The sequence below is a fragment of the Brakhagea slesvicensis genome (assembly GCF_052161625.1).
In the GTDB taxonomy this organism is placed as follows: domain Bacteria; phylum Planctomycetota; class Planctomycetia; order Pirellulales; family Pirellulaceae; genus JBKCUI01.
On record NZ_CP197412.1, the window covers coordinates 5,088,680 to 5,115,388 of the forward strand.

At 52.9% G+C, this 26,709-nt stretch carries 26 protein-coding genes; 14 read left to right on the forward strand and 12 right to left on the reverse strand.

The window, feature by feature from the left end; translation table 11 throughout:
- Positions 1-66: 66 nt before the first annotated feature.
- Positions 67-657, reverse strand: coding sequence for an ECF-type sigma factor (locus tag SH467x_RS19420; protein WP_482368746.1), 591 nt, complete (start codon positions 655-657; stop codon positions 67-69).
- A gap of 295 nt (positions 658-952) precedes the next feature.
- Here SH467x_RS19420 and SH467x_RS19425 point away from each other — a divergent pair, with 295 nt between their 5' ends.
- The 7 genes from SH467x_RS19425 to SH467x_RS19455 all read left to right on the forward strand — a co-directional run bounded on the left by SH467x_RS19425 (position 953) and on the right by SH467x_RS19455 (position 7,702).
- Positions 953-1,255, forward strand: coding sequence for a hypothetical protein (locus tag SH467x_RS19425; protein WP_482368747.1), 303 nt, complete (start codon positions 953-955; stop codon positions 1,253-1,255).
- Positions 1,256-1,259: 4 nt separating this feature from the next.
- The gene (locus SH467x_RS19430; protein ID WP_482368748.1) at positions 1,260-2,195 is read left to right on the forward strand and encodes a DUF6745 domain-containing protein; all 936 of its coding nucleotides are present in this window, start codon (positions 1,260-1,262) and stop codon (positions 2,193-2,195) included.
- A 75-nt stretch (positions 2,196-2,270) separates the two neighbouring features.
- Positions 2,271-3,473: an STM4015 family protein gene (locus SH467x_RS19435; protein ID WP_482368749.1), complete on the forward strand. Its 1,203-nt coding sequence runs from the start codon at positions 2,271-2,273 to the stop codon at positions 3,471-3,473.
- Positions 3,474-3,477: 4 nt separating this feature from the next.
- The gene (locus SH467x_RS19440; protein ID WP_482368750.1) at positions 3,478-4,608 is read left to right on the forward strand and encodes an STM4014 family protein; all 1,131 of its coding nucleotides are present in this window, start codon (positions 3,478-3,480) and stop codon (positions 4,606-4,608) included.
- Positions 4,609-4,645: 37 nt separating this feature from the next.
- Positions 4,646-5,440, forward strand: coding sequence for an STM4013/SEN3800 family hydrolase (locus SH467x_RS19445; protein WP_482368751.1), 795 nt, complete (start codon positions 4,646-4,648; stop codon positions 5,438-5,440).
- A complete protein-coding gene (locus SH467x_RS19450) occupies positions 5,421-6,758 on the forward strand; it encodes an STM4012 family radical SAM protein (protein WP_482368752.1) in 1,338 nt (445 codons plus the stop codon). The genes SH467x_RS19445 and SH467x_RS19450 overlap by 20 nt, the downstream gene beginning before the upstream one ends.
- On the forward strand, positions 6,755-7,702 hold the full coding sequence (locus tag SH467x_RS19455; RefSeq protein ID WP_482368753.1) for an STM4011 family radical SAM protein: 948 nt from the start codon (positions 6,755-6,757) through the stop codon (positions 7,700-7,702). Before SH467x_RS19450 ends, SH467x_RS19455 begins: the two co-directional genes overlap by 4 nt.
- Positions 7,703-7,716: 14 nt before the next feature.
- Here SH467x_RS19455 and SH467x_RS19460 read toward each other — a convergent pair whose 3' ends face one another.
- The 5 genes from SH467x_RS19460 to SH467x_RS19480 form a co-directional block, all read right to left on the reverse strand.
- Positions 7,717-8,373 carry a potassium channel family protein gene (locus SH467x_RS19460; RefSeq protein WP_482368754.1) on the reverse strand — a complete coding sequence of 219 codons (657 nt, stop codon included), beginning with the start codon at positions 8,371-8,373 and terminating at the stop codon, positions 7,717-7,719.
- Between the two features lie 34 nt (positions 8,374-8,407).
- Positions 8,408-9,817, reverse strand: coding sequence for a TrkH family potassium uptake protein (locus SH467x_RS19465; protein ID WP_482368755.1), 1,410 nt, complete (start codon positions 9,815-9,817; stop codon positions 8,408-8,410).
- A gap of 169 nt (positions 9,818-9,986) precedes the next feature.
- The gene (locus tag SH467x_RS19470; protein ID WP_482368756.1) at positions 9,987-11,138 is read right to left on the reverse strand and encodes a sialidase family protein; all 1,152 of its coding nucleotides are present in this window, start codon (positions 11,136-11,138) and stop codon (positions 9,987-9,989) included.
- Positions 11,139-11,263: 125 nt separating this feature from the next.
- Positions 11,264-12,577, reverse strand: coding sequence for a COG3014 family protein (locus SH467x_RS19475; protein ID WP_482368757.1), 1,314 nt, complete (start codon positions 12,575-12,577; stop codon positions 11,264-11,266).
- A gap of 73 nt (positions 12,578-12,650) precedes the next feature.
- On the reverse strand, positions 12,651-13,322 hold the full coding sequence (locus SH467x_RS19480; RefSeq protein ID WP_482368758.1) for a penicillin-binding protein activator LpoB: 672 nt from the start codon (positions 13,320-13,322) through the stop codon (positions 12,651-12,653).
- A gap of 389 nt (positions 13,323-13,711) precedes the next feature.
- On the opposite strand from SH467x_RS19480, the gene SH467x_RS19485 reads away from it, so the two are divergent.
- The 3 genes from SH467x_RS19485 to SH467x_RS19495 all read left to right on the forward strand — a co-directional run bounded on the left by SH467x_RS19485 (position 13,712) and on the right by SH467x_RS19495 (position 16,461).
- Positions 13,712-14,650, forward strand: a complete 939-nt coding sequence (locus SH467x_RS19485) for a DUF6690 family protein (protein ID WP_482368759.1) — start codon at positions 13,712-13,714, stop codon at positions 14,648-14,650.
- 117 nt (positions 14,651-14,767) lie between these two features.
- On the forward strand, positions 14,768-15,556 hold the full coding sequence (locus SH467x_RS19490) for a glutaminyl-peptide cyclotransferase (protein ID WP_482368760.1): 789 nt from the start codon (positions 14,768-14,770) through the stop codon (positions 15,554-15,556).
- Between the two features lie 56 nt (positions 15,557-15,612).
- Positions 15,613-16,461 carry a hypothetical protein gene (locus SH467x_RS19495; RefSeq protein ID WP_482368761.1) on the forward strand — a complete coding sequence of 283 codons (849 nt, stop codon included), beginning with the start codon at positions 15,613-15,615 and terminating at the stop codon, positions 16,459-16,461.
- Positions 16,462-16,536: 75 nt separating this feature from the next.
- On the opposite strand, the gene SH467x_RS19500 is transcribed toward SH467x_RS19495, so the two are convergent.
- Complete coding sequence (locus SH467x_RS19500; RefSeq protein ID WP_482368762.1) at positions 16,537-16,929, reverse strand: hypothetical protein; 393 nt, start codon at positions 16,927-16,929, stop codon at positions 16,537-16,539.
- A 219-nt stretch (positions 16,930-17,148) separates the two neighbouring features.
- Positions 17,149-18,564, reverse strand: coding sequence for a DUF6513 domain-containing protein (locus tag SH467x_RS19505; RefSeq protein ID WP_482368763.1), 1,416 nt, complete (start codon positions 18,562-18,564; stop codon positions 17,149-17,151).
- 143 nt (positions 18,565-18,707) lie between these two features.
- On the opposite strand from SH467x_RS19505, the gene SH467x_RS19510 reads away from it, so the two are divergent.
- From SH467x_RS19510 to SH467x_RS19520, 3 genes are read left to right on the forward strand one after another with little or no spacing between them, the layout of a single operon-like run.
- Positions 18,708-19,439, forward strand: coding sequence for an RluA family pseudouridine synthase (locus SH467x_RS19510; protein WP_482368764.1), 732 nt, complete (start codon positions 18,708-18,710; stop codon positions 19,437-19,439).
- A gap of 2 nt (positions 19,440-19,441) precedes the next feature.
- Positions 19,442-20,413 carry a sensor histidine kinase gene (locus tag SH467x_RS19515; protein ID WP_482368765.1) on the forward strand — a complete coding sequence of 324 codons (972 nt, stop codon included), beginning with the start codon at positions 19,442-19,444 and terminating at the stop codon, positions 20,411-20,413.
- An 8-nt stretch (positions 20,414-20,421) separates the two neighbouring features.
- Positions 20,422-21,477, forward strand: a complete 1,056-nt coding sequence (locus SH467x_RS19520) for a Gfo/Idh/MocA family protein (RefSeq protein WP_482368766.1) — start codon at positions 20,422-20,424, stop codon at positions 21,475-21,477.
- 84 nt (positions 21,478-21,561) lie between these two features.
- On the opposite strand, the gene SH467x_RS19525 is transcribed toward SH467x_RS19520, so the two are convergent.
- A complete protein-coding gene (locus tag SH467x_RS19525; RefSeq protein WP_482368767.1) occupies positions 21,562-22,812 on the reverse strand; it encodes a hypothetical protein in 1,251 nt (416 codons plus the stop codon).
- Between the two features lie 316 nt (positions 22,813-23,128).
- Between SH467x_RS19525 and SH467x_RS19530 the strand changes: the two genes are divergently transcribed.
- Positions 23,129-25,507, forward strand: coding sequence for a hypothetical protein (locus tag SH467x_RS19530; protein ID WP_482368768.1), 2,379 nt, complete (start codon positions 23,129-23,131; stop codon positions 25,505-25,507).
- 22 nt (positions 25,508-25,529) lie between these two features.
- On the opposite strand, the gene SH467x_RS19535 is transcribed toward SH467x_RS19530, so the two are convergent.
- The 3 genes from SH467x_RS19535 to SH467x_RS19545 all read right to left on the reverse strand — a co-directional run bounded on the left by SH467x_RS19535 (position 25,530) and on the right by SH467x_RS19545 (position 26,625).
- The gene (locus SH467x_RS19535; protein ID WP_482368769.1) at positions 25,530-25,880 is read right to left on the reverse strand and encodes a hypothetical protein; all 351 of its coding nucleotides are present in this window, start codon (positions 25,878-25,880) and stop codon (positions 25,530-25,532) included.
- An 8-nt stretch (positions 25,881-25,888) separates the two neighbouring features.
- A complete protein-coding gene (locus tag SH467x_RS19540; protein WP_482368770.1) occupies positions 25,889-26,248 on the reverse strand; it encodes an ArsR/SmtB family transcription factor in 360 nt (119 codons plus the stop codon).
- A gap of 80 nt (positions 26,249-26,328) precedes the next feature.
- Positions 26,329-26,625, reverse strand: coding sequence for a hypothetical protein (locus tag SH467x_RS19545; protein ID WP_482368771.1), 297 nt, complete (start codon positions 26,623-26,625; stop codon positions 26,329-26,331).
- Positions 26,626-26,709: the final 84 nt, after the last annotated feature.

Sequence of the window (26,709 nt, forward strand, 5' to 3'; positions counted from 1 at the left end):
CCGAGATCCGTCGAAGAATTTTCCAAAAAAGGGGAAGTACGCTGATCCGCGGAGAATTCAAGCGGACTACATAGCTGCCAATGCACCTCGATCGTCAGACTCTTCCATGGCGACCTTCAGCCATGCTCTTGCAAACTGCCATTTCTGTCTCGCTTGGTAGACGGTGATGGCAAGGGTTTCTGCAAGGCCTTCGTATCCTAAACCGCCGTACATCCGTAACTCGACCAATTTCGCCAGCTGCGGATCTACATCTTGAAGCTTGGTGAGCGCCTCATCCAGAAGGAGCAACCTAGAGCTATGATCGAAATCTCCCGCGCACGCGGGGAAATCAGAAAGCTCGATCTGCACCAAGTTTCCTCCCCTTCGCAGCGTCTTTTTCCTTCGAGCGTGATCGATCAAGATACGACGCATCGACGCTGCCGCCGCCGCGAAGAAATAGGAACGGGATTTCCAGTGATCTTGCTCCTGCCCACTAACCAGCTTCACAAATGCTTCGTGGACCAATGCCGTTGGCTGCAGCGTATGTTGGACACGTTCCGATCGCATATAGCCCGTCGCGATGGTATGCAACTCCTGATACACCAGAGGGAGCAAATCCTCCATGGGAATCTCTTCCCCCGCTGCCAATCGAGAAAAAAGAGTAACGGAATGAGTCACGCAGGAACAGAACCTCTTCATTCGTGTGGCATGGAGACATCTGCGCGACCGTCGCGGCGATTGATCTAGACCTATGGCTGTCAGTTTATCCTCAAGAGTCTATTCGATGAGCATTGGTCGTTGTGACGAGAGATGCGATTTTTGATGAATTGCGGATCGACTCCAAGAAGTCGGACAGTGGAATAGAAGGCAACGCAGGGAATCCAAAAAATTCTTGTAGAGTGCCCATACTTGTCCCGGTCCACAGCATAATGGGCAGGTCGATGAAGAGGTGCTCAAATTGGAAGAGGCAAGAATGAGTCAATATCGTCACGGGGATGTCATGGTCGAGGAGGTTGGAACGCTTCCGGAGAATCGTCGCAAAGCGCAGCACACGATCTTGGCCCATGGTGAATTAACGGGGCATTGCCATCGTATCGCCGAGTCAGGTGCAGCAGTCTTGTTTGACACTCCAGATGGTATGTTTCTGCATGTGACCGCCAAAGAAGCAACGCTTGTTCATGACGAACACGATGCCATCAAACTTCCTACTGGCTACTATCGTGTTTGGCGGCAGCGCGAATACACACCGACCGAAATTCGGACCATCAGGGATTGAGTGCATGAGGATGACACCTAATGAAGCCCGTGCACACATTCTTGCCGGCGGTTCGGAGGCGATTCATGTTGATGGCAGTATCGACTTGAGCGGTGCAGACTTAATCGAGATTTCGTGCGAAATGGTGTGCAACGACTTGGATCTTAGCAACACGGCAATCCGTGAGCTTCCCTCCAAAATCCGCGTTCGATCACGATTGAATCTGGAGAATTGCAGGAAACTGGCACACTTGCCGGTTGGACTTTCTTGTGGATCGATAAGTGTGCGAGGTTGTGTTTTCCTGGAGCACTTGCCCGAACGACTGACGACTTGGTTTCTGGATGCGAGCGATTGTCCAAGGCTGGCTGAATGGCCACAAGAAGCGTCGATTCGAAATGGACACGTTCGCCTTCGAAACTGCTTGGAGATTCGATCCCTTCCTGCTTGGATGGGACCTCTAGGGCAATTGGACTTGGCGGGTTGTTCGAATTTGCATCGGTTGCCTGAGGGGCTTCGCGTTTCAGGCTGGATTGATATCGGTGGCTCGAGCATTACGTCTCTACCACACTCACTTCAGAATGCTCCGCTTCGTTGGCGCGGGGTTCCCGTGACGCATGGAATTGCGTTCGAACCACACAGGATCACTGCGAAGCAGGTCTTGGATGAAAAGAATGCCGAACTTCGTCGCGTGATGATGGAACGCATGGGGTACTTGAAGTTTTCCGAAGAAGTCGGTGCGAAAGTAATCGATCAAGACATGGATGCTGGCGGAAGACGGCAGCTCTTGAGAATTGAACTGAGTGGTGATGAACCGCTCGTCGGACTGGCGTGCCGGTGCCCATCCACAAACAGGCAGTACTTCTTACGAGTCCCTCCAGGGATGCAGTCTTGCCATCAAGCGGCTGCTTGGATCGCGGGTTTTGATGACCCGGCACTTTATTGTCCGACAATCGAGACGTAGACTTTCTTGCTTCGATGCAATCAAAAGTCTGACCATTCTGAAATCATGAACCGATTTGAGTATAAGGAGCAACGCATGAATCGACGTGAGCTGGTTTTCATGGACTCGACATCCAATAAGTTTTGGAATATCGAGCTCGCAGGCGATTCGCACACAGTTACCTATGGCAGAGCTGGTACAGACGGTCAATCGAAAACGAAGTCGTTTGCTGACGAAGGTGCGGCAAGGAAGGACTTTGACAAATTGATCGCTGAAAAGCTGAAGAAAGGTTACGTCGATGCCAACAGTGCGACGGCATCGACGGATGATGCAAGTGATTCCTTGTCCGTCCTTGCATTTCGTTCGATATGCAAGCAAGACGACATAGGTGAGAACGCAAAGACTTTTATTGGCAGACGGGTGGCCGACTACGATCCCGATAAGAAGCCAGCGGTAGGTGGAAAAACGGTTTATCGATTTCGCAGCGATTACGACGAAGAAATCTGCGTTCCTTATTTGGCGCACTTTCTCGGTACCCAAGCAGCGCAGGATGCGGTTGGGATTGTGATTGGCAATTGGGCCGGTGAGGATTGCGATGGTGATCCCGGTGAGGTGATCAAATTACTGTGCGAAAAACGAGATCAACTACGGAGTCTGAAAGCGATCTATCTCGGAGACATTGTTTCGGAGGAAAACGAAATCTCCTGGATCCATCAAGCCGATGTAGCTCCGTTGTTCGAAGCCTTTCCAAAGCTGGAATTGCTGCGAACGCGCGGGGGAAACGGTCTCGCCATCAGCCAACCCAAGCATGCGTGCCTTCGCGGTTTGATCTGCGAGTCGGGCGGACTGCCTGCGGAAGTCGTACGCTCGATCGGACGAGCAGAGTTTCCAGCGTTGGAGCATTTGGAATTATGGATGGGAACGCAAGAGTACGGTGGAGACAGTCGCGTCGAAGATCTACAGCCGATCTTAAGCGGAGAGTTATTTCCAAACCTGAAGTATCTGGGACTGCGAAATTGCGAATTCGTTGACGACATTGCAGCCGTCATTGTCAATAGTCCTCTCGTGCGACAGATCGAAACGTTAGATCTATCGCTCGGAGTTTTGACAGACGAGGGAGGACGCGCCCTCCTCTCTCTTCCGACAGATGGCGCGCTGAAGCATTTAAGCTTGCACTACAACTTTCTGTCGAGTGCCGTCACGAAATTGCTAAACAAACTACCCATCCAGGTGGACTTGTCCAAACCAAGTCATATGAACGATGAAGAGGAATGGAGATTTGTAGCGGTTGGCGAATAGCACGATGTCGATTTCTCAACAGAATCATTGGATGATCGGCGATCCCGAAAGCCGTAGGGTGGCAAACTATCGGGAGGCTGCGATGCAGTCTGGGCTTCCATCGCCGCAATGTGTCGATTGGATCGATCTGATTCAGGAGGGAACGGATCGATTGAACCTTCTTCCCATTGGCTCCCGACTACGTTTCGACTCCTTTGGTCAACGAGTGTCGGCGATCACTTCGTTGATCCTTCATGGAGGTGGTACGGAGATTCCGAAGTTTGGGGAAATACTTTCCGTCAATTACCAATACTTCGGACTTTGCCGTGTTCTCCGTGCAATAGGTGATTGGTCAACAAGCCGACTAGATGTTGAACTTGACCAACAACCGAACGAAATCGAAGTGATGTTCGACAAATGGAGGACGCACCAGCTTATTGCATCGCACATGGAATTACAGTCGCATCGGCCTCATACCATTTTGTTACCGACCGACCACAACGACTTTGTCGAGGCGTTGCTGACGTGGATCCCGAAGTCGGGGGGCCGCGTTTTCGTCAAACCTCGTTACGCTTCGTCTGCATCTGGCGTTTGCTACTTTCGAATTTGCAAAAACCACCATCAGTTGATCGCTCCCATTGAAATGACCCGCGATACCGGTCGCGTTCGTCTATTCAATTCGCTTCGTGTTCGCTCTTACACGAACGCACGCGACATTGAAGATGTTTTTCGTGTTCTTGCTCCCCAAGGAATGATTGCAGAGGTTGCCGTCAATAAAGCGCGCGTCGAGGGCGATCGCTTTGATTTGCGCGTAGTGGTTATCAACGGCAAGGCAGACCACATGGTCGCCCGGCAAAGTTCTTCACCGATTACCAACTTGCACCTCGGCAACGCGCGCGCACCCTTGAGCAAAGTCGAGGATGCTGTTGGTTTCGAACGGGTGGAATCCTGCAGGCAATTAGCGCTGCGAGTCGCCGATTGTTTTCCGGGGTCCCTCTACTGTGGAATCGACGTCCTACTGCCTCGCTCGGGATTGCCGTTGATCGGTGAAGTCAATGCGTTTGGAGACTTTCTACCCGGATTGGTCGCGAAGGGCAGGAGTGTTTATCAAGCAATCCTTCAGTCGAATCGCAGTGATCGCGGGGTTCTCCAATGAGTGCCGCGCCTGCGATTCTATTACCAGAGGATGTCGTATGAAGAATCATGTTGGATGTAGTGATATTCTCTTCGTCACCCTGGACACGCTTCGCTATGATGTGGCCCAATCGATGTTCGAAAGTGGTCGACTCCCCCATCTCGCAAGCTGTCTACCTGCCCGTGGATGGGAGCGGCGGCACTCTCCCTCGACGTTCACTTTCGCCGCACACCAAGCTTTTTTTGCTGGCTTTCTACCCACTCCCATTGAGCCCGGAATCCACCCTCGCTTGTTCGCCTCCGAATTTGGTGGTAGCGAGTCGACAACGGAACAAACGTTTGCTTACCCCGAAGCCACATTGCCGCAAGCTCTTTCTCGGATGGGCTACCACACCCTATGTGTGGGAGGAACCGGATTCTTCAATCCTGCGAATGCGTTGGGGAAAGTCCTACCGAGTTTATTTGATGAGTCGCATTGGTCCAAAGAAATGGGGGTTGCAGATCGTGACTCGGCAAACAACCAAGTGAATTGTGCTGTCGAGGCGATCGATCGGCAGAGGGACAAGAGAGTGTTTTGTTTCATCAATTTTTCGGCGATCCATCAGCCAAACTGGTTTTACGATTCAGAGGCCCCTCCCACCGATGGTCGCGATTCGTTTCAAAGTCACGCCGCCGCACTAGCCGAAATTGATCGACAACTACCTCGATTGTTGACATGCCTTCGCCAACGTGGAAGTTTGTTCGGCATTATTTGTTCGGACCATGGCACCGCTTATGGAGAAGATGGCTATTGGGGGCACCGCGTGGCACATCATACGGTTTGGGAGGTGCCCTATGCTGAATTCGAGTGGTAGCGGTCCACGCCGTTTGTCGGAGGCGATCGCCAGTGAGCAATATGCCGGATACGCGTACGCTTATCCACACAAAACGTCTTATCGCAAACTGGATCCGCCTGTCGCATTGGAACGTGTGTGGGCAGAGGAAAGCAAAACGGAACTCTTTCTTTATCTGCATCTCCCATTTTGCGAAATGCGATGTGGGTTCTGCAATTTATTCACGGCGTCGCAACCGTCCGAGGAACTTGTCGCTCAAACGCTCCGCGCCATAGCCATTCAGTCTAAGATTGTTACTGAAAGCATTGCACCACATCGCATTGCACAATTGGCGATTGGAGGTGGTACCCCGACCTATTTGAACGCCGATGAACTTGAGCGACTATTGCATCTGATTGCGAACGATTGGCCAATTTCGGTAGGATCGGTTCCCTTTTCAATGGAAGTATCGCCAGGAACAGTCGATGCCGAAAAGCTGCAGTTAATGGTTGAACATGGAGTGGGACGGGTGAGCATGGGCGTGCAAAGCTTTGTTCAACGAGACTTGAGTCGCTTAGGGCGTCCCCAAAAGAACGACGATGTGTATCGGGCAATTGAGTTGATTCGCCAGTCCGAGGTCGATATCTTCAATTTGGATTTGATCTACGGAACCCAAGATCAGAACGAAGAGAATTGGATCCGAACGGTTCAGGAAGCAATCCACCACCGACCGGAAGAAATGTTTCTGTATCCCCTCTACGTTCGCGAATTAACGGGTCTTGGACGAATCGGGCACAGTCCGGGAGCCAATCGACGGCTGCTCTACCAGCTTGGTCGCGATATGCTATTGGCAGCGGGATACAGGCAAATCTCGATGCGCATGTTCCGTCGTGATGGGGTCGAGTATTCGACCCAACATTGCTGCCAGGAAGATGGAATGATTGGCCTGGGGCCCGGTGCTCGAAGTTATACAACTCGATTGCACTACAGCAGCGAATATGCAGTCAGTGGCAAACACGTCCGAAAAATCATTGCAGACTTCGCGATGCGCAACGAGCACGATTTCGCACATGCCGACTATGGTGTTTATCTGACCCGCGATGATCAATGTCGCAGATACCTAATCCGATCCTTGTTGCAGTCGGATGGACTGCTACTCCAAGCGTTTCATGACCGATTCGGGACGGATGTTCGTGCGGAAATCCCGCAAATCGATGAATTGTTAGAGCTTGGTTACGCTGAGCTTACACCAACGCATCTCAGACTGAATGCCGACGGAATCGCCTACAGCGATGTGATTGGTCCCTGGCTGTATTCGGATGAGGTGATCGCACGTATGGAGGAGTACGATCTTCGATGAGTATCACGCGTATTCTTTATCGTGGTTCATTGTCGAGCTGTAATTATGCGTGCGGATACTGCCCTTTTGCGAAGACCACCAACACAAGGGAAGAATTAACGCATGATCGCAATCAGCTAGAGCAATTTGTGGGTTGGGTAGCTGATTGCCAACGACCTGTAGGTGTGTTCTTCACTCCTTGGGGGGAAGCCATCATACATCGATACTACCGCGAAGCCATGATTCGCTTGTCGCATATCGAGCATGTTAAACGTGTGGTCATGCAAACGAATTTAAGCGGTCATCTCGATGACTTGTGCGAAGGATGCTCGGAGCGATTGGCACTGTGGGCGACGTTTCACCCGAGTGAAACCGACGTATCGCGATTTCTGGATCGCTGCGACCTATTGAGAAAGCTCAAAATTCGATTCAGCGTTGGAGTGGTAGGATTCAAGGAGCACTTTGATGTCATAGCAGACTTGCGAAAACAATTGCCTTCCAACGTCTATCTATGGATCAACATACCGAAAAGTAGCGGCATTTCGTATTCGAAAGAGGAACTGCAGTTTCTCGGCTCGGTCGACCCGTATTTTCAGTGGAACGCGCACCAGTGGCCGAGTCGGGGAAAGCCTTGTCAAACAGGGCTTACGTCCTTTGCTGTCGATGGTCGCGGTGATGCTCGCCGCTGCCACTTCGTGGATCAGATTATTGGAAATATCTATCACGATGACATTTGGGGGCTTCTGCGACCAGCCGTGTGTCCAAATGCGACCTGTGGTTGCCACATAGGCTATGTCCATCGCGACGATTTCGCTTTACACCAAATCTACGCAGACCATCTGCTAGAACGAATCCCAGTAGCTTGGCCTGATGTGGATATTGCCATATCGCGATTGCCTGGTCCATCCAGCATTCCCGTGGGCAAAGATCCAGACCGACAGAGTGGTACAAAATCATTTTTTTGAAGTTCGCGATGATTCTATTTTACCTTGGCGGCTTTTTGCAAGGCGTTGTCATCCCCTGCAACGAGAAGTGTATCGGAATCTCTAAGCAAGTAGTCGGGATCGGGCGTGGCTGTGATTTTGTCGGTAAGTACATCATGAAGTGCAACGACTGTGATGTCATAGTGTTGGCGAAGCTCCAATTCTCGAATGGATTTCCCATGCCAGCTCGCCGGGACGCCCATCTCTTGAATGCTAAATCCAGTGCCGAGTCGGACATAGTTCAAAAGTGTTGTGCCACTGATCCGTGTCGAAAGTGCGAGGGCTGTGTCTCGCTCCGGAAAGACAACATCCGTTACACCGATTCTCCGCATGACTCGTGCGTGGTCGCTCGATACGACTTTGACAAAGATATCCTTCACGTTCAGATCATGAAGCGCCATGGTCGCGAGAATACTGGATGCAATGTCGTCGCCGGTAGAAACAACAGCAGCATCCGCCTCCGATGCACCGATTCGCCGAAGTGTTTCGACATCGGATGCGTCACCCACCGCAGCATGGCACACAAACGTTGCCAAGCGGTCGATCAAGTCCCCGTCCTGATCCACTGCAATGACGTCGTGACCTTGCTCCGATAAGGATTTGGCAACCGTGAAACCAAAATTCCCCAACCCGACAATGACGAATCTCTTCATGCTCATTTCCCTGCGTTCCAATGATTCCCATGCGTTATCCGACCACGACATCCTCATAGGCTAGGCGGAATCGCCCTCCCACAGAAAGTCGGACCACCAATGCAGCTGCAATGGAAAGTGGACCTGTTCTTCCAACAAACATCAATACAATAACGACCCAGCGCGACGGGGTTGATAGCTGAGGAGTGATTCCCATGGAGAGTCCCACCGTGTTGAAAGCACTTATCGTCTCAAATAGAAGGGCTAAGAATTCGTGCTGGACGTGAAACGTATCCGCGATCGATGCCAACAAAAAGACCCCGAATACCACGATCCCTATCGCGATCACGAATAGGCCTGTAGCACGTTGAATTGTGTCCGGTGGCATAGAGCGGTCGGCAAAATTCACCGTTTGGTGCGATCGCAACCGGGACCATGCGAGCAAACCGAGTAGCGCAAAGGTCGTGGTCTTCATTCCCCCTGCAGTGGAGCCAGGTGAGCCCCCGATCATCATCAGAATGATCGTGAGAAAATTCGAGCTGTCCGTGGCGGCTCCATAGTCGATCGTGTTGAATCCCGCTGTGCGAGGAGTAATACTCAAAAACAGCGAATTGGTTAGCTTGTCGAGGAACGTCATCTCTCGCAATACTCCATTCCATTCAAACAAAGCGAAAAGTGGCCATGCGATCAAGACGAGGAACAAACTGGTCGCAATAACAAGCTTGCTGTGTACCGATAGTCGCCGAATCGATTTGTTGCGCCGAACATACCGTTGGTAGATCTCTTCGATGGTAATAAAACCAAGCCCGCCAGCCGTGATGAGTAACGAGATGACGACGATCGTGCCCGGAGAGTCGCGATAATCGACCAGTGACAAAGAGTTTGTCGAAAAGCCAGCGTTGCAAAAAGCACTTACAGAGTGGAAGATCGAGGGCCAAACGGCATCCCACCACCCAAGCCTGGGAACCCAAACGACATACAAGGAAACGGCGCCGAGTAATTCAAAAATGAATGTGAACCATACAATATCGACAATGAGCTTTTTCGCAGGGACTTGAGGCAGCATATGCCGCGCACCAGCCGCTAGATTTTCCGTTTTAAGAGAGGGTCTTCCTCCAAGCGCGGTGATGATGATGCTTGTCAGAACCAGCATCCCAAAACCACCCAATTGGATCAGAACTAAAATGACAACCTGACCAAGTGGGGTGAAATACGTCGCCGTGTCGACAACGCTCAACCCAGTTACACATACCGCGCTCGTGGAGGTGAAGATTGCATCCGTCCAACTCAATCCCTCGTTCTGATATAAACCCGGCAGAAGCTTCAGAGCCAAAGTCCCTGCAAGTATCAGAGCGAGAAAGGATGCGACAAATAACTCCGCCGGTGCCAATCCCCGTTGTGGCCGAAGGCGATACGTCAGGTCACGTGGGATGCGAAGATGTTTGCGTGTATTGGCTCGGTTCACGGCCATTTCCTTTACTCACGATCCACACCGATCGTTTCAAAGTATAAATACGAATAAATTTGCGACCGACCGCGATCGCTGGCTCCGTTCGCCCAGAAACCATCGCGCCTTGGATACTGCAACTCGGATACGACAGCTTGGATAATAGGCGTCTAAGCACGCGGCGGGACTATCGAACACGTTGTCCAACAATCGAAATCCCTTGGTCGGATCGCTTTTCCCAGAATACATAAACTTTCGGATTGGACTGTGAATTTCCCACGACCACGGGGGAACTGGCATTCTCGCTGATGCGCTCTCCCTCGGTGCTGCCAGGTTTCATCAAGTAAAGGTCCCCTTCGCGTTTGCTGGTCCACACGGAATAGAATCCGTCGTCGCCACTTGCGATCCAAGGCTGCTCACCCATTCCGAGCAAGGCTTCTGAATTTGGCTTTGCAGGCGCAAAAAAGACACTGCGGTCGCGTCGCCAAACGGTTGCGAGCTGCCGATTTTTATCGAATGCCAACATGCCCCCATCCATAGGACAAGCGTTGAGCTGCCATGGAATTTGACCCAGTCGAATAGCCTTGCCAAAAGATTCGCCCTTGTCATTCGACGAGACCAAATACATGTCGCGATTCCCTTTGAGCGAATTGCGAAAGAGTATATGCAACGCATCGTTACTTACCGCGATGGAAGGATGGCAGCATTCGCAAATACTGCGATCGGGAGATTGATAAACCAAAGTGTTCTTGCTCCAAGTCGCACCATGATCCTCCGATTTCGAAGCGAATAACTGTGTCCCCTTCTCTCGAAGATCCAGCCAAACACACCACAAGGTACCGTTTTCCGAAGAGGCCATCGCGTGCAAACCCTCTCGCGCCGACGCTTCGACATCGTTTACCCTGACTGGTCCCTGCCAACTCTTCCCATTGTCCAAAGATCGATAGGCCAGGACATCTCCATCTCTCCCCTTTCCAACTGCACCTCCAATGGCGGTGATGGTTATCGCATTCCCCGTGTGGGCGATGCGTGGTCCACGCCTCATGCCGAGTGACATGTTCGGAATGAAAAATGCCTTGTTCGGAACGGGTGTTCCTTGGTCGTCCATCACGCAGTGATAGACCAGCTCGCCGACTCCGAAAACCACGTGCACCGAACCGTCAGATCCGATACAGGCCTGCGGCTGCTTTGGCGCATTGGCATCTTTACCCAGCATCACCGTGATGGGGTCCGCTCCCAAGGAAGTTGTGGAGATCGCTAGTAAACAGATTAAAAACAAGTACCTCATCATGTTGATCGTCGTTCCGATTCTTTCTGCGATGTCTGGTTTGGAACTCATCTGTTCATACTTGGTTATGCAGTGATGACGAGCGAAGGCTCCTTAACTGCAAGCGTGAACAGTGTATCAAACAAATAGCCTGTATTGGATGGATCAACCTCATCGAGGGGGCCCCTTCGTTACGGTCATTGCGAGGGGGCGGGGGAAGCGAGACCGGTCGAGCAGGTGATGACCTGGGAAGTGCTGCGCGCGTCAGGGAACCAGCAGAGAATGTAGGAATTGCGACCGTCGCTCACTGGAATTTGGACAGGTTTGCTACTTCCGACGGGTCTTCCACGCATCAGTGGCGTGAGTTCAACATAGGTTGTCCCTTTGGGTGCTTCGACTCGCAAGACTTGAATCGCATTGGGCAGTAGTCCCCAGCAGCGGGTATCTGCTCCCTCGGTGGCTTCCCAAGCGATCCCTGCTAGATCCATGCCGACGGACGAGAGTCCTTCGGTGTTCATCGATTGCTTTGCTGCTGCGACCGTCGCCTTCTTGATCACTCGTCTCGCGACCGCGCGGGCGACGATGGTGTTGCGCGTCGCCTTGTAGGATTCAACGGCCAACTGCTCGACATCCGCGATGCAGTGTGTCTCACCGATCCTGGCTCCATTGACACTCACTCCGACCGAGGAGACATCGGAGGTGGGGATCGCGATGTCGGGAATTTTGATCGGCGCGATCGTCGGAGGAACTTTGTAGGGACCCGCTGCAGAAACAATACGATCAGCTATGAGCAAGGCGTCACTGGTGGGTTGTTCGCTAACTTCGACTTTGTAAGGACCTCTCCCTACCATCGCAAAAACATAAATCACTCCATTCCCTGGCTGCGAATGAACACCTCCCCTGGCACGATTCAGATCCCATTGGAGTGGCATGCACTCGGGCATCAGACTCGATGCAATCTCATAATTTCGAACCGCGTCGTCATAGTCGCGGAGTGTCGCTTCCCGAAGCATCCCACGAAGGTAGAATCCCATGGGAAGGGGGCGATAGGGCTGAGGCTTGGAGGGATCGATTTCGCCGACGCGAATGGCGATCTCCTCGTGCTTTTGCTGCAACTGCAACGTGTAGCTTTCAGCGTCCGTTCCGTCGTGCAAAAGATTGCTCAAGGCAAGAAAGGCACGGATAAGGATCTTCTCGTAATCTTCCCCCCCATACGATCGAACTTGATCATCCGTCCACATCGAGACAGTCTTCTCCGTCAAGGATTCGGACTCAAGTTCTTCAAACCGATCGCGCGCGATCTTCAATCGCTTTTCAGCCTCGTGAGGCCTTCCGCTCAACAAGTCGACGACAGCCAGATCGAGATTCACGACATCCTTGTCGTGACGGCTCTTCTCCAGTTTCGCGAGCGAAGTTCGACACTCTTCCAGCCGACCGTCGTAAAAAAGGGTTCTGGGAGTCGCCAGCCTTTTGGCGTGGGTAGAGCAACCCGATGCAAGTTGGACAAGCAACAAGAGCGACCAACAAATCGATCTTCGAAAGGTTCGTTGTCTTGGCACTGGCTGCCGTCGCTTCATGCCGCTCTCAACGCTTGAATGGGTTGTAGTTCCACACCTTGCCCATGGCGCTCTTGTGATAGCCTTTGCGAACCTCCGCCGTCTGCTTGTCGGCGATGCCGGAATGAAGATTGACCAGCTCCAAAGTCAAATCGTAATCGCGCTGCGTCGAACTATTTCGCGTCGTGGTGCCGCTGGTTAAAACAGCAAAGAGGAGATAGTCGATCGGTGCACCCTGACGCTCAAGCACCGCTGTGAAAAGTCGCATGTTGTCCGGGATCATCAGAGAGTCGGGGCGAAGGCGTGTTTCGTACAACGCTGCGTCCACCATCCGTCGACTGATGGATCGAAAGGAGTTGGCTTCGAGCAATCGCGAATCGATCTGCTGGTAGAGTTGGTCTTTGAAGTCTCCGATATCCTCAGCGCTCTTGTTCTCGATTCCAACAAAGCAAATGGTCTTGGGGAGAGGCTCGCCGTCGGGACCCAGCGGTGTGTCCGCCGTGACCATCTGCTGGCGAGCAAGCAGTTTCGCTACCGCTTCGTCGACCAATGGATCGAATACCTCTGCACCTGCCTCGTGACTGCCGACTAGATTCGGTGCATCCGGTTTGATGACATGGCCGTACTGATAGCCCTTGCATCCCGACGACACGGACACCATCAACGTTCCTAAACCGGCCAACCATTCTCGACGATCCATGGGATTCCTTTCCCCTCTGCTGTGTAGAGTTCGGAACGATAGCGATTTTCCACCTACGAGGAAATATCGGAAGCGTTGGAGGCGAAGGTTTATGCCGACGATGTCAAATCTTCTTATTCGTTGGGTAAAGTCGCATGCACAATCCTTATGCTCGCAATCTTCCCACCGATCATTCCGTGCTTTAGCTATCTTTTCGGCTTCCTTTGAAGGGTGGGAGTGGGTGCCGCCGACATTGCTATTCACGGGCGGAGAAGGAATGTCGCTCCCCCTCTCGGCTTGAAGTCGCGATTCTCACGGATTGCCCGCAAGCCGAGAATCTTGAAACCATGGAGAGGTTTGCTGTTAAGTCCCTTGGCCCCTCCTGAGTAGCTGCGGCGCTCCTACTAACCATGCTATCGAACTTCTTGCAAAAGCCGACCGGCACGGCTGCTATTCTCGTCGCCGCAATCGGTGGCCCCTATGCCGCGTTTGAAACGGACGTCGGAACTGCGGCTCGCAAGATGCTGATGGGGGGCAGCACGACTGCCCCCGGCAGTCCGGATAGCATTGCAACTAGCAATCCGAATTACTTGCAGGGAGCCACTGCGTCCTGGCCCGACCCGACGGCAACACCCATGCCGCCGCAGGCGTCTTATCCGATCTCCACCTATCCAGCTGCCGTACCCGCGAATTACCCCAATCCCGGTTATCCGGTATCGTCCGTTCCAGGGAATCCCGTCTTGGAGTCCCGGCAAGGCCCGGCCGGCTTGGTTCCTGGCGGCACCCATCAGCTTTGGGACTACACGATTGGAGTTCCGCATCTGCAACAACTGCAGCAACAACCTGGGGCGATCGGAGGGGGCGAAGTACACGATCTGCGCGAAGTTCTTCGGTTCGATATCCAGCCCGGTTGGCTGCCACAGCGTTTTTCTCGTGTTTCGACGGTACTTTCCAATGTTCAAATGGACGGACTGCGTGTTCCTTTGATCACAGGGACGAGACCATCGGACTTAGCGGGCACACTGACCTACTATTTCGACGCGGCACAATCGCTTCGAAGAATCAACCTGCATGGCTTGACGGGGGATCCCTCGGCCCTGGCGCAGCTGATGATTCAATTCTATGGTCTTCAACCTGAAGCATCGCTCGGTGGGCAGCTCTTCACCACGCGTTGGAACAATCGGGTGACCAATGTTCTTCATATCGCACCGGCACCGATCATGTATGCGGGAGCGGATCATTCGAAGTACATCGTCTTCCTCGAACTCAATCAAGCCAATGCGAGCTATGCGCTGAGCGAAGAAGCGAGCGGGTTTTTAAAGAACTCGCAGGCCGCCCAACGCTGGTAGGGTTGATCGGGTAATGAGGGTGCAATGCGGGCTGTGCAAGGTATAATCCGGTAAACTCCCCTCGGCCTCGAACCTGGATGAGCTCGAAGTGGAGAGCTTGTTCTTGAAAGCACCACGATGGCAATTGCGTTTGAATTTCTAAGAAGTCTTCCCCTTTGCGGGTGTTTGCTATTAGCCGGTTTTGTCAGCTGTGGCCAAGGCACCAGGAGAGGTGGGACGCCAGTGGTCAAGGCTGAAGTCGTCCAGGTTTATCCCCATGACGCAGATGCCTTTACACAAGGTCTCGTCTTTCATGAGGGGATCCTCTTTGAAGGGACCGGGCAACGCGGCAGTTCGACGCTTCGCAAGGTCTCGATAGAAGATGGCAAGGTCTTGCTCAGCGTCTCATTAGACGCTCGCTACTTCGGAGAAGGAATTACAATCCTTGGCGATTCCATCTATCAAATCACTTGGCAGGAACACACCGGATTCGTCTACGACTTGGCCACGATGCAGTACCAACGCAGTTTTCAATACATCCAGGAAGGCTGGGGGCTTACTGACAACGAAGAGCATCTGATCATGAGTGATGGCACTGCTGTGATTCGATTCGTCGACCCCAAAACGTTTCGCGAAGTCCGTAAACTCCAAGTCAAAGACCGCAACACACGGATCAAGAATCTGAATGAATTAGAGTGGGTGAATGGAGAGATTTGGGCGAATATCTGGTACGAGGATCGCATTGCACGCATCTCACCGAAAGATGGATCGGTTCTCGGATGGATCGATGCTTCTCATCTATACCCCCAAGCGGGGCGAGATCGGGAAGCCGTCATGAATGGAATCGCATACGACCCGGAATCGAAACGAATCTTCATCACCGGAAAAAATTGGCCGAATCTTTTCGAGATTCGTTTGTCTGAGTAGCTTCACAATTCGGATCGCTCTGGAATCGACGCTCCGTTTTGGCTATCGTCCGATCCATGATGTGGAATCACAACTTCACCAGGCGAGCAACAGCCAAGACCTTGGGCGTCTACCGCCTCGCGTTGGTACTCTTGCTTGTTCAAATGGCAGGGTGTGGCGTTCTTCGCCCTGATCCGATCGTTCGGCATCGCAACAATTTGCCATCGGATCTCATCGCGGATGACGAACCTATCCTCGAGCGGGGGCAAAAGCGACCGATCATCGACGCATTCGGTTGGGTATGGGGGATCCCCTCCAAGATCTTGCTGTGGAATCGCCACATCGAATCTCATTCGATTTCGCAAGAGACCGAGTTGCTGCTGCAGGACTACTTGATTGAAAACGATCTGGTCGACGTCAAAGTTCGGCTTAACCAATACCGACCGCTCGATGACTGGAGACGCCTCACCAAGAACAAATCGGTCGCATGGCCATGGCGTTACACCTTTGGTGCTGTGGCAACGCTAGGTGAAACTGTGATTCCAGGCCGATTGTTTGGTGGAGACCACTACAATCCCTATACCGCCACGATCCATCTTTACAGCGACGTTCCCGCGATCGCTTATCACGAAGGAGCGCATGCCAAGGACTTCTCGAATCGCGAGTATCCTGGGACTTACGCGGCGTTGTACGTGTTGCCTATCGTTCCCCTTTGGCACGAAAGGACCGCGACCAACGACGTGTTAGCTTATGTCCGAGACCGAGGGGATGCAGAATTGCAACGGGAAGCCGTGCATGTCTTGTATCCCGCGTACGGAACGTATGTTGGAAACGCGGCAGGTACTTTGCTGCCGACCGCGTCGACCCCGCTCTATCTCGCCTCGGTCATCGCCGGCCACGTCGTCGCCCGCCGCGAAACCCCCTAAGCCTTCGACTGGCCACTTCTCCGAGCGTTATCTACCATCACACGCTTCCGCTCGAAAACCCTATCGTGCGATGGGTTATTTCTCCGATGCCAGTTCGTCTCGGGTGACGAAATCGGGGCGCGCTCGCGTGTTGAGCGCCTCCCAAGGTTTGGGATAGTAATAGAGGGGTACATAGCGACCGCAATGATTGGCGTAGTTGCCGTTCTCTTTGTTGATCTTCCAAGCCATCGCTTCTTGGCTGGTCGGCTCGACGATGTGTGCGATGTGTCCCCCTACGTAGCGTGGTCGGTTGTAGGTCGCACGGTATTCCGGCCAAGCGTTCCAAACGCGATGCGAAAAGATATCTTTTCGCTGCATGGCAGGATCAAGGTAGGTTCCTGAGAGAAAGTCTCCCGCAGCAGCCGAAGAGACCATCCCGCTCAACATCAGAGCTCCCAAAACGATTCTTGCCTGTCCTCGCCATTGCATCGCTCAGCTCCTTGCTTGCAAATTTGCTCACTCGCCATCCTTGGTCTTTCCAGCGCGAGTCAAGCTTTATATCGCCTGTTCGCTTCCCAATGCTTGGAACGGCCCACGCTAATTTGTCGTAACCGAAATGCAGGCATTACGCTTGTGCGGTTCGTTCCGAAAGAATCGGATGTGACGTTCGTGTGGAATGGGATTCTCCTCTCGGCGATCCCTTTCACGTCAGTCGGCGACCGGAGGGCGTCTCGAACGTTTCAATCGATGGTGCGACTCGTCTCGGCTCAACATTCCCCATCTTAGTGGTTCGTCTTGCTCGTAGCGTTTGCCCAACGTCAGAGCCGTCGATGCCTTGGAGAGTTCAAAGCCTAGATAGAAGGCGTGGGAAACGTCTACGTTTCGCGACTCAGGAAGTTGCAACAATTCCTCCATGAGCAGGTAAGGGTCCGTTCCTCTTAGGTGAACGCCTGCACTGAGTAAGTGGATCTCGTTTTCGCTCAAGAGTATTCGGTAGTTGTTGTCCTTGAGAGATTTTCCTAATTGGGCGATCGACTCCATGCTATACGGGACCGCGCGAGGATCGCGGAGGATGACCAGTCGATCGTCTAGATGTTTTGGAGGAACGCGATGGCGGATTGCGTAATGGGCAAGTCTCCTCGCGATATCGCACTCTCGCACGCTCGTCTTTGCCCAAGAGATAACTTGGGTTGTGAGCACGCTGCGAATCTGTAGCTCTTCGCAGATACCCATAAGGATCAGATTGATCGGTGCGCTGTCCGCATCTGTCAACTCGGTGACATTTCCGATCCCCATCATCATCGGTGCGTCCGGGAACTCTTTTCGGGTTTCGATGTAGCGCCCTATGGCTTGTGTGAAACCGCAACCGATCGGCTCCAGAATCGGGTCCAATCGAAAGGGAATGTTCTTCGCGATCAAGACTTCTGCGACGCGCGACAAACTCCCCAAGTAGTCGCTTCCCAGTTCAGGGACCGCGACGACTTCCGCACCCCAGTCGCTTGCGAGGTGAACGTTCGATTCATTCACCGATAGAACCAAACCGGCTCCTGCCCCGGTCGCATGTTTCGCTTCCCATGGATCAAAGGTATCGACGGACAGTTCGATACCGGACTCGCGCAGCGTACGAACAGCCGTCGCGATCTCCTGCCATCGTTTGCCCGGCTCGCATCCCAAATCGATTCGATTCGCCCCCTGGGAAATCAATTGCTTCGCCTGCTGGAGCAAGTCTTCGAGGGAGAGTCGAGGTGCGTAGTTGATTTCGGCGATGATTTCGATGGAGTAAGATCCGTAATCCTCGCCTCGGAATCGTTGGCTACCAAAAAGAATCGGCAAGTCTCTTACGTCTTTGGGGCCGCACTCGATCGTTACGTCACGCTGGATTGCGAGACGAATTTCATCGATGCCTTCGTGCAGGTATCCAGGCAATATCACTCGATCGCATCGCTCTGGGATACGCATGTGACGCAACAACCACTTGGGGGTCATCAATGCTGCCACCGTAATCGGCAATACGTCGATCGTAAAATCGAAGCCATGTTTCAGAGCGATCTGCTCGACGATCTCTCGAAGCGATGGTTCCGCAAGCTTGCCCGTTACAAAGTGGATCGATGTCGTTTCATTCATTCGCTTTTGCGCAAACCCTCTTGACCGACTTAGATAGATACTAGATTATGATGGTAACGAGAAGCACAATGAACTCGTAGTCAAGATGACGCGATTCGTGGCCGGTGCTTCTCGTTTTTTTTTGTAGTGCAAGTAACTTTCTAATGCAGATCCTTTTCGAACACCCTTGGTTTCTGGTCATCAACAAACCAGTTGATCTGCTCTCACAGGCCATCGATGGGATCGATTCGGTTGAGACCGAGTTGCTCACACAGCTTGCCTCGCTCACTCCTGGGGATGCAAAGCCGTTCGTAGGTTTGCCCCATCGGCTCGATCGAGTCACCACCGGAGTGATGGTCATCGCTCGCAACCAACGGTCGCTTCAACTTCTCTGCGACCAGTTTGCATCGAGGAAAGTCGTCAAGCGTTATCATGCGATTGTCGAAAATCCTTCGTTTCCCGGGGGCCAAGCATTGCCCAACCGCCTGAACCCTGAGCCGAAGCGATGGGAGGATTGGATTCGCAAAATTCCAGACGTCGCAAAGGCTGAGATCTGCGATCGAGAGACCGAAGGGGCGCGATTGGCGGTCATGCATGTTCAGTGGGTCAAGGAATGTCGTTTGCCAGGACTTGAGATTCCGCTCACCTGGGTCGAGGTGGAGCTTGAGACAGGTAGAATGCATCAGATTCGATTACAATGCGCCCACCATGGTCATCCAATCATCGGCGACGTGTCGTACGGCAGCCGGAGCGAATGGCAGAACGGTGAATTTAGGCAATCCCCCATCGCCTTGCACGCGCGATCGATTGAGTTTTTTCATCCGCAAACGGCAGAACGATTGGTTTTCGAAGCCCCTTACCCACCGACTTGGGAACGTTGTATCGAGGTGGTTTGAGAATGTTGGAGCGAAAGAGTCTTACCTGGCCCATATCGCTGGCGATCGTCATGATCGTATTGATCGTCGGACTCACCGTGGGTTGGGTCCTGGTCAACGTTTTTGGCGCCATCACGAATCAATCTGGCTCGGCTCTTTATTGGACCCTGTTGACGGTCGGGTCTGTCATGTTCGCGCTGGTTTTAACCGGTGTCATCCTCTATTTGGTTTGGAGTATCCAGCAGGTTGACCTCAACCGACGACAGAGCAATTTTCTCGATGCGGTTACCCACGAACTCAAGAGCCCTATCGCATCGCTCAAGCTTTTTCTGCAAACGTTGAATCGGCATGACGTCAGTCCTGAGCAGCGACGTGATTTTTACCGATCGATGATGGATGACGTAGAGCGATTGGATCGATTGATCAGCCAGTTGCTCGATGTTGCCAAGCTAGAACAGGACTCCAATGGACCGCAACAATCAGATTGGGTCTCCCTTTCCGAAATCGCCCGCGCGACGGCTTCGAAACTTCAAGAGCAGTATCGCCTCCCCCCCGATGCCTTGATTCTCGAAGTGGATGACTGTGAGGTATGGGGTAAGCAAGTCGACGTAGAGATATTGATTCGCAATCTCCTCGACAACGCAATCAAATATGCTGGAACTCCTCCTTCGGTCTTGCTCCAAGCGACGGTTTCCAACGATGAATCGGAGTTGCGAATTGTCTTCCAAGACAACGGAAACGGCATACCTCGCCATCTTCGTCGCGCCATTTTTCGACGCTTCTATCGTGTTGGGAACGAGCTCGAACGAACCAAACCTGGAACCGGATTGGGTTTGTTCATCGTCCGCGCCATCATCAAGCGATTGGGTGGTACAATTCGAGTGGAAGAACCGACTAAAGCCAACGGAGCGCGATTCGTCGTTCTTCTAACGCGGGTTCGCCGTTCTCCGTCTTCGAACGATTCCCAGTCCCACCCCATCTCCCCCACATCGTGAGTTTCCCAATGACGTTTCGATTTCTCTTAGCTCCCCCTGTTGCCTTCGCCATTGCGGCACTGGTTGCATTCTTATTTCCCCATATCGCAGCGGCGCAATCGGCCTCGGTGATGAAGATCGGAGTCATCGGGCTCGACACATCGCACGCCAACGCGTTTGCAAATATTTTCAACGCAGAAAATGCGACCGGCGATTTCGCTCAACAGCAGATTACCCATGCCTTTGCAGGTGGGAGCGAAGATATCGAAAGTAGTCGATCACGCGTTGAAGGCTACACAGATAGCTTCCGAAAGAAAGGGATCACAATCGTCGATTCTGTCGACGAGTTGGTAAAGCAGGTCGACGCGGTCATTATCCACTCTCTCGATGGCCGTAAACACTTGCCGCAAGTCATTCCGGCATTCCAAGCGAAGAAACCTGTCTTCATCGATAAGCCACTGGCGGGAACTCTAGCAGAAGCCATTGCCATCAAGTTGATCGCAGAAAAGTATTCCGCTCGATGGTTCACCAGTTCTTCGCTCCGTTTTTCAGAGGGAACGATTCGATACCGTGACGACGAAGCCAAGCGAAAATCAGTTCGTGGAGCTATCGCGTGGTCACCATGTTCGCTAGAGAAAACACACCCCGATCTTTATTGGTATGGAGTCCATGGCGTCGAGACCCTTTACACCGTAATGGGGAAAGGGTGCAAACAAGTCAGTCGCGTCTCTGTGGAGGGGACGGATGTTGCCCTGGGGCTCTGGAACGATGGCCGTGTCGGAGAATTTCGAGGTATTCGAGACGGAAAAGCGGATTACGGATTCTTGGTCTTCGGCCAGCAATCGATCGAGATGGGAGGCAAGTACGATGGCTATGCACCCCTCGTCGATCGTGTCGCCAGTTTCTTCATAGGGGATTACGAAGGAGTGGATGTGGACGAATCGATCGAGATGTTCACCTTCATGGAAGCGGCCGATGAATCGAAACGTCGAGGCGGTAAGCCAGTCCTCTTGGCCGACGTCCTCGCAAAAGCAACCCAAGAAGCGGAACTGCTGGTTAAGAAGCAACTCCAGTCATCGCCGTGAGATCGAGCGGGGTGCGTGGACCAGACGGGACAGTTCTTGACGGGGCTGTTCTTGACCGACTGACTACGAGTTGAGGCCCGGGAGTCAGGGGGAGAGGATGATGCCGGATGCGAACTGAAGATCGGTCTGCGCTGTATGCCAATCCAACCAGCGCTCGATTTCGCCTCGCTCGCTAGCAAGCCGCTCGAGTCTGGCTTCGGATTGGCTCGCCAAATTCCCAGCGACTTCTTCCCCCAGTTGAACCAGCTCCTCAAGCCGTCGATCCCAGGATTGAGTGAGGCGCTTCGCATTGGCCCAGCGGAGGGCCGCGGCCCGCTTCGCTTCGTAAGCGACTTCCACTTCGATGACAAGCTGTTTTGAACGCTCCTGGATAAGCGTTTCGAGCCAACGGCTTCGGTTTCGAATGGCTTGTTCGACTTCTTCACGCAAAACCGTACGCCGGATTTTTTTCATCCAGGTAGAACCGGAGGGGAATGCGATGGGAGTTCCTAACAAAGAACCAGCGACGCTATCCCATATCTCTAAATGCTCCTCATCCACCGAGCGTCGAAGCCGCTTCAGCAATAGAATCTCTTGCCGGCATGTCATGGCCAGTTGGTGGTAGTGACAAATGTCTTGATCGCTGGGTGCAAGCTCTGGATCGAACTGCGGGAGGTAGTGGCATGCCCACTCCGATCCGATCAGTCCGGAGAGTTGAATGCGAAGCTGCGATTGTTTCGATCGATTTTCGAGAACCCGGTCTTCCCAATCGCGCGACAGTCTGTCGATCAACCCAACATCCGGAATCGAGATTCCTTGATCGAGTAGCTTCGCCTGAATCGTCTGCTGATGCTGTAATTCAGTTTGAGTACGCCCTAAAAGCTCCTCGGCTCTATAGGTGGCAGCGAGGGCATGGTGGAGTTTTAACGCATTGCGAGCCGCCTCTTCTCTCAGCCGTTGGGAGGCCGCACATCGCACTTCCCAAAGGGTGGCGCGAACGGCTTCATCGTGGCATTGAGACGTAGGATCTTCGCTCGCATGGTTTTGGAGCAAGAGTTTGGCCGGGTTGCAGTTTTCGGCTGCCAACACCGCCACTTGATGGCCCGACAACACCGCCACTTGATGATTCGTCAGAACTGGGACCGATGATGTCGTCGAGGGTAATTGCAAATCGGCGGCAGGCTCGATCGTCGGGGAAACGGTGTGGTCGTTGCCCAGGATCGAACCGCAGGGGAAGGTGGCTAAGGCTAGCAGTCCAAGGAGAAGGCCGGTGCTTCGGCGCAGGAGGAGACGAGCGAGCTGAACTCGTTCCTCCCTGGTGTGCGATACCGATGCAGGTGTTGGCAACTTCTTCATCCTGGTAACTTGTAACGACCTTCCGAATGCAAGCTCTTATCCGGAGTGAGACGCTTTCATCGAAAAGATCGATTCTTCTAGGTAGGCTTGTCCACCCAGAACGAATCCGTGACCGTCGTGCTATCTGGGTAATTTGTAGCGAGCGAGACGTTGCGGGTTGGCCAGTTGGTGCGGGCCAAGGGGGGCCGTCGAGTACGGTGATAGGGTGGCGTGTGCGAAGGGACTCGGCGCGACGCAACAGAACTTCAGGAGGAAAATCCTGTACAATCAGTCGCGTACTTCCTATTCCTTGCCCCATGTTTCGCGCGTGCTTTCCATGCCCAGTAAAATCATCGCAATCCTTTTCTTTTGGGGTGTCGCATGGAGCTGTTCTCTATCGCAGTCCTCGCTAAGCCAGTCGGTGAACATCGATCAATTGAGCCGCGGCAAGTATTTGATGTTTTCCAATCGCCGGACCGGAGAGACAGGTGATTTGGATGCGGAGATCATGGTCGAGACTGCGCATGCGATGAGGGGACATCATCGAATCCACTTTCGAGTCACCCCTTCCAAACTGGGTCGATTTCCCACGACCGGGACTTTGGTTTTTAGACTTGCCACATACGACTACAACTCCAACGGGAGTACCGGGTGTATCGTTTCCGTGCCCATCGTCGCGGGCGAGTTTGAAGCTCGGTCCAGCGTCTTGTTTAACATCGACGGTTCCAACAGTTACTTGCGAGTCTCTGCGACGTTGAATGGGCGTCCATTGGCGGGCCTATCCGCGTTTGTCTTTGGCGATCAGAGGCAATGGTACAGTGGGGATCAGAAGATTTTTCTAAATCTCATTTCTGCCTCGACCAGCAGTCTCTCCGGTCCCCGTCGGATTGCCTACCAAGAGCTTGAAAAGCTTCATCGCCAAACGGAGTCTGGAAATTGGTATCGCGCCGATCAATTGGCGTCCCAGACAGAGTACGGTTACGGATTGGTGGAACGCATACCTAAGAATTGGTTGGAGCTTTCGCACTTCGGGGTGATCCAAATCGATGGCAAAGACTATCTGCAATTGTCAGACGACTCCCATCGCGTTTTGATGCAGTATGTCCAGGCGGGAGGACACCTGAATATTCAAAGAGCAGACCAACCGATCCGAATATGGAGCAAGCTGTGCGAGAGAGGAATGCTTCGGTACGAGTCGTTGGCTCGCAAAGAGATCGCGAGAATCATTAGAAACCAAAATGATCCATCGCAGGATGACTTGACACGGCTACGAAAATCAGACTTCATCTACCAAAACGGAGATTTGGTCCCATCGACCGTATGGGATACGTTCTGTGAACTATTGGTCGACGATGAGATCGAGGCGAGCACCGGGGTCTATCGCACCAGAGGAACTGGCGGGATGGGCGTCGTGAATTTGTCAGCGTATCCGCTTCAAACCCTCCTCGAAGAAAATGGAAAAGAAGTCCTCTTGGCGTTGCTGGACCAACAACTCCTTTTCGCACACGTATGGAGCGAACAGTTTCTGCAATGGAATCGATTGTCGTTCGAGGAAGCGAGCGCGAGCGATGCGGAGTTGGATTCCAAAATTGTTCAATCCACGCCAACCGAAGAATACGATGCCGCTTGTGGGCTGGGTCGCATTCGCGTCGCATACGGTCGAACTCTGATGGATCAGTTTCCTACGGAATCGGGGATTACAAACGCATCCCTTCGATTTGTCGGAGGGTTCGGCGCTGGCTATTGGGACTGGTTGATTCCCAGCGTTGGGAAGACTCCTGTTTGGAGTTTTCTTTTGTTCGTCGTCGTCTTCGTTGGACTGGTTGCACCAGGCTTGATTGTTTGGACCAATCGCACAGGTCGGCGCGTTTGGCTCATTCTGTGGATGCCATGTTTGGCACTCCTCGCCACCACTTCCCTGTTCGCTTTTGGATTCATCAAGGACGGCTTTACTTCGGTTTCCAGAATTCGATCCCTTACGATGGTGGATCGCGATGGGAATGGAATGGTTTGGTCCAGGCAATCGTACTTCTCCGCTTATCTCCCCTCCGACGGTATTCGCTTTGGAAAAGAAACAATGGTGACCCGTGTTTGGCCCACAAGCGAAAACGCATCCTACCAACAATGGATGCGCGAGGAAGGAGAAGAAATCGTCTACTCGGGTTTGCTTCCCGCACGAATTCAATCTCAGTATTTGATCACGCACCCGGTGTCGGATCTTCAAGTCGTAGAGAAACGCAGATCGCTGTCGGACAATGCCACCGCGCCCGCAGTGTTCAATCGAGGTAATTCCAAGTGGCTGGTGGGGCTCTTTGTCGACTCGCAAGGGGCGTATTACATGATCGAAAACGTCGAGCCCAATCAAGAAGCCGTATTGGCACCTATCGAATCGGAAGATGCTTATAAGAAGCTAACGGCGTTCTACAATCAAAACCCGCTCCGTGCCCCCGTCGATGCTCCCATGGAGAATCAACGATCCCTCAGCGATTCTTTTTGGGGCCGTTATACCTACTCCACCATCGATCCAGATGATGCGACGGTGGAAGAACAGGTTTGGCGATCGATATTGGGGGACCCATTGCTGCGTCTCCCTTCTACGATGCTGCCACCGCAAGGCACCTATATTCTTTTCACCGAGCAGGCTCCCCATATCGAGAAATGCCTGCCGGATGCTACCGAATCAGCCAGCCTTCATACCATCGCTGGCTATTGGTAAATGCCCGTTGGGACTTTCGTCTTTACGATCGCACGATTTCCACTTTGCCGTGATGATCGCAGTGGCCGTCATGAGGATGGTGCAAGTGACCGTCGACCAGGTAGTCGATGTGATCGCCATGCGGTACTGCTTCATGACCACAATCAGGGCCATGAACGTGGTCCGCAGCGTGACCGGAGCAAGTATGACCGCCAGTGCAAGTATCTGGATTCGCGGCATTCACTGACAGTGAATGCTCCTCCACGCACCCGGCCCCAGACGGATGATGGAGATGACCGTCATGCAAATAGTCGACGTGATCCTCGTGCTTGATCGCAGTATGACCGCACTGGGCACCATGCTGATGATCGTGATTCGCGTGTTGATGACTCATAGTCGTGATTACTCCTCTGGTGATTCCAGCGTTGGTTCGCTGCCGTGTGCCATTCCGTTTTCGATCAAGTGCTGAATGTGGGCATCAGCCAGGCGATAAAAAATATGCTTTCCCTGTCGACGCTGCTTCACGAGCCGTTCGGATTTCAAAAGCTTGAGCCTTTGGGAAACCGCAGGAACGTTATCTTTTAAAATCTGCGTCAACTCCGAGACGCACAATTCTCGTTTCGCCAGCAAACACAGGAGCTTGAGACGATTCGGTTCTCCGAGCGCCCGAAAGATCGCGGCCGCTCGCTCGCACAACTCAGCGTCCGCGATTTCTATCGACTCGACCTTCGCGTGCTCGCAATCCAAATGCGACTCGTCCATATCCACCCTTTTCGAAAACAATCAATCGAATGATTGAATGATGTAATGATTGATTGTTTTGTCGTCGGTGTCAACTCCCCTTATCCGAGGACGTCGAATTTGGACTCTTCTCCGCTGTCAGCGGGGAGTGAAAGCTCTAGCTGTGGCGAGGGGGATTCGGCTTCCTGCTCCCCTGAGGAGGGTGGTTTGGGATAACCTGCCATCGGGCCGTCGTACCGTTCGTCGGCGTCGCGGTCTCCTGTCTTTTCGGCTTTCCCCACGTCGGAAATAGCGGGGGACGAAGGAGGGCTATGGGGCGCCGTCGAACCGCGTGGGTGCTGCAACGCCTGCTGGGTCGCTGCGGCTGGATTGCTCCAGTTCGCTGGAAATATTTGCATGGCAAGTCACCTCCCTTTTTGGGAACGCCAAGCGAAATGGCTGTCTCCGCACGGAGATCACGATTTCATTTCGAATCAGTTCAT

Coding starts and splice junctions, on each gene's coding strand:
- SH467x_RS19455 (WP_482368753.1), top strand. CDS start 6,755: ATGAGTATCACGCGTATTCTTTATCGTGGTTCATTGTCGAGCTGTAAT.
- SH467x_RS19430 (WP_482368748.1), top strand. CDS start 1,260: ATGAGGATGACACCTAATGAAGCCCGTGCACACATTCTTGCCGGCGGT.
- SH467x_RS19470 (WP_482368756.1), bottom strand. CDS start 11,138: ATGAGTTCCAAACCAGACATCGCAGAAAGAATCGGAACGACGATCAAC.
- SH467x_RS19485 (WP_482368759.1), top strand. CDS start 13,712: ATGCTATCGAACTTCTTGCAAAAGCCGACCGGCACGGCTGCTATTCTC.
- SH467x_RS19545 (WP_482368771.1), bottom strand. CDS start 26,625: ATGCAAATATTTCCAGCGAACTGGAGCAATCCAGCCGCAGCGACCCAG.
- SH467x_RS19530 (WP_482368768.1), top strand. CDS start 23,129: ATGCCCAGTAAAATCATCGCAATCCTTTTCTTTTGGGGTGTCGCATGG.
- SH467x_RS19480 (WP_482368758.1), bottom strand. CDS start 13,322: ATGGATCGTCGAGAATGGTTGGCCGGTTTAGGAACGTTGATGGTGTCC.
- SH467x_RS19450 (WP_482368752.1), top strand. CDS start 5,421: ATGCTGAATTCGAGTGGTAGCGGTCCACGCCGTTTGTCGGAGGCGATC.
- SH467x_RS19445 (WP_482368751.1), top strand. CDS start 4,646: ATGAAGAATCATGTTGGATGTAGTGATATTCTCTTCGTCACCCTGGAC.
- SH467x_RS19525 (WP_482368767.1), bottom strand. CDS start 22,812: ATGAAGAAGTTGCCAACACCTGCATCGGTATCGCACACCAGGGAGGAA.
- SH467x_RS19495 (WP_482368761.1), top strand. CDS start 15,613: ATGATGTGGAATCACAACTTCACCAGGCGAGCAACAGCCAAGACCTTG.
- SH467x_RS19460 (WP_482368754.1), bottom strand. CDS start 8,373: ATGAAGAGATTCGTCATTGTCGGGTTGGGGAATTTTGGTTTCACGGTT.
- SH467x_RS19440 (WP_482368750.1), top strand. CDS start 3,478: ATGTCGATTTCTCAACAGAATCATTGGATGATCGGCGATCCCGAAAGC.
- SH467x_RS19515 (WP_482368765.1), top strand. CDS start 19,442: ATGTTGGAGCGAAAGAGTCTTACCTGGCCCATATCGCTGGCGATCGTC.
- SH467x_RS19490 (WP_482368760.1), top strand. CDS start 14,768: ATGGCAATTGCGTTTGAATTTCTAAGAAGTCTTCCCCTTTGCGGGTGT.
- SH467x_RS19425 (WP_482368747.1), top strand. CDS start 953: ATGAGTCAATATCGTCACGGGGATGTCATGGTCGAGGAGGTTGGAACG.
- SH467x_RS19535 (WP_482368769.1), bottom strand. CDS start 25,880: ATGAGTCATCAACACGCGAATCACGATCATCAGCATGGTGCCCAGTGC.
- SH467x_RS19500 (WP_482368762.1), bottom strand. CDS start 16,929: ATGCAATGGCGAGGACAGGCAAGAATCGTTTTGGGAGCTCTGATGTTG.
- SH467x_RS19520 (WP_482368766.1), top strand. CDS start 20,422: ATGACGTTTCGATTTCTCTTAGCTCCCCCTGTTGCCTTCGCCATTGCG.
- SH467x_RS19505 (WP_482368763.1), bottom strand. CDS start 18,564: ATGAATGAAACGACATCGATCCACTTTGTAACGGGCAAGCTTGCGGAA.
- SH467x_RS19510 (WP_482368764.1), top strand. CDS start 18,708: ATGCAGATCCTTTTCGAACACCCTTGGTTTCTGGTCATCAACAAACCA.
- SH467x_RS19435 (WP_482368749.1), top strand. CDS start 2,271: ATGAATCGACGTGAGCTGGTTTTCATGGACTCGACATCCAATAAGTTT.
- SH467x_RS19540 (WP_482368770.1), bottom strand. CDS start 26,248: ATGGACGAGTCGCATTTGGATTGCGAGCACGCGAAGGTCGAGTCGATA.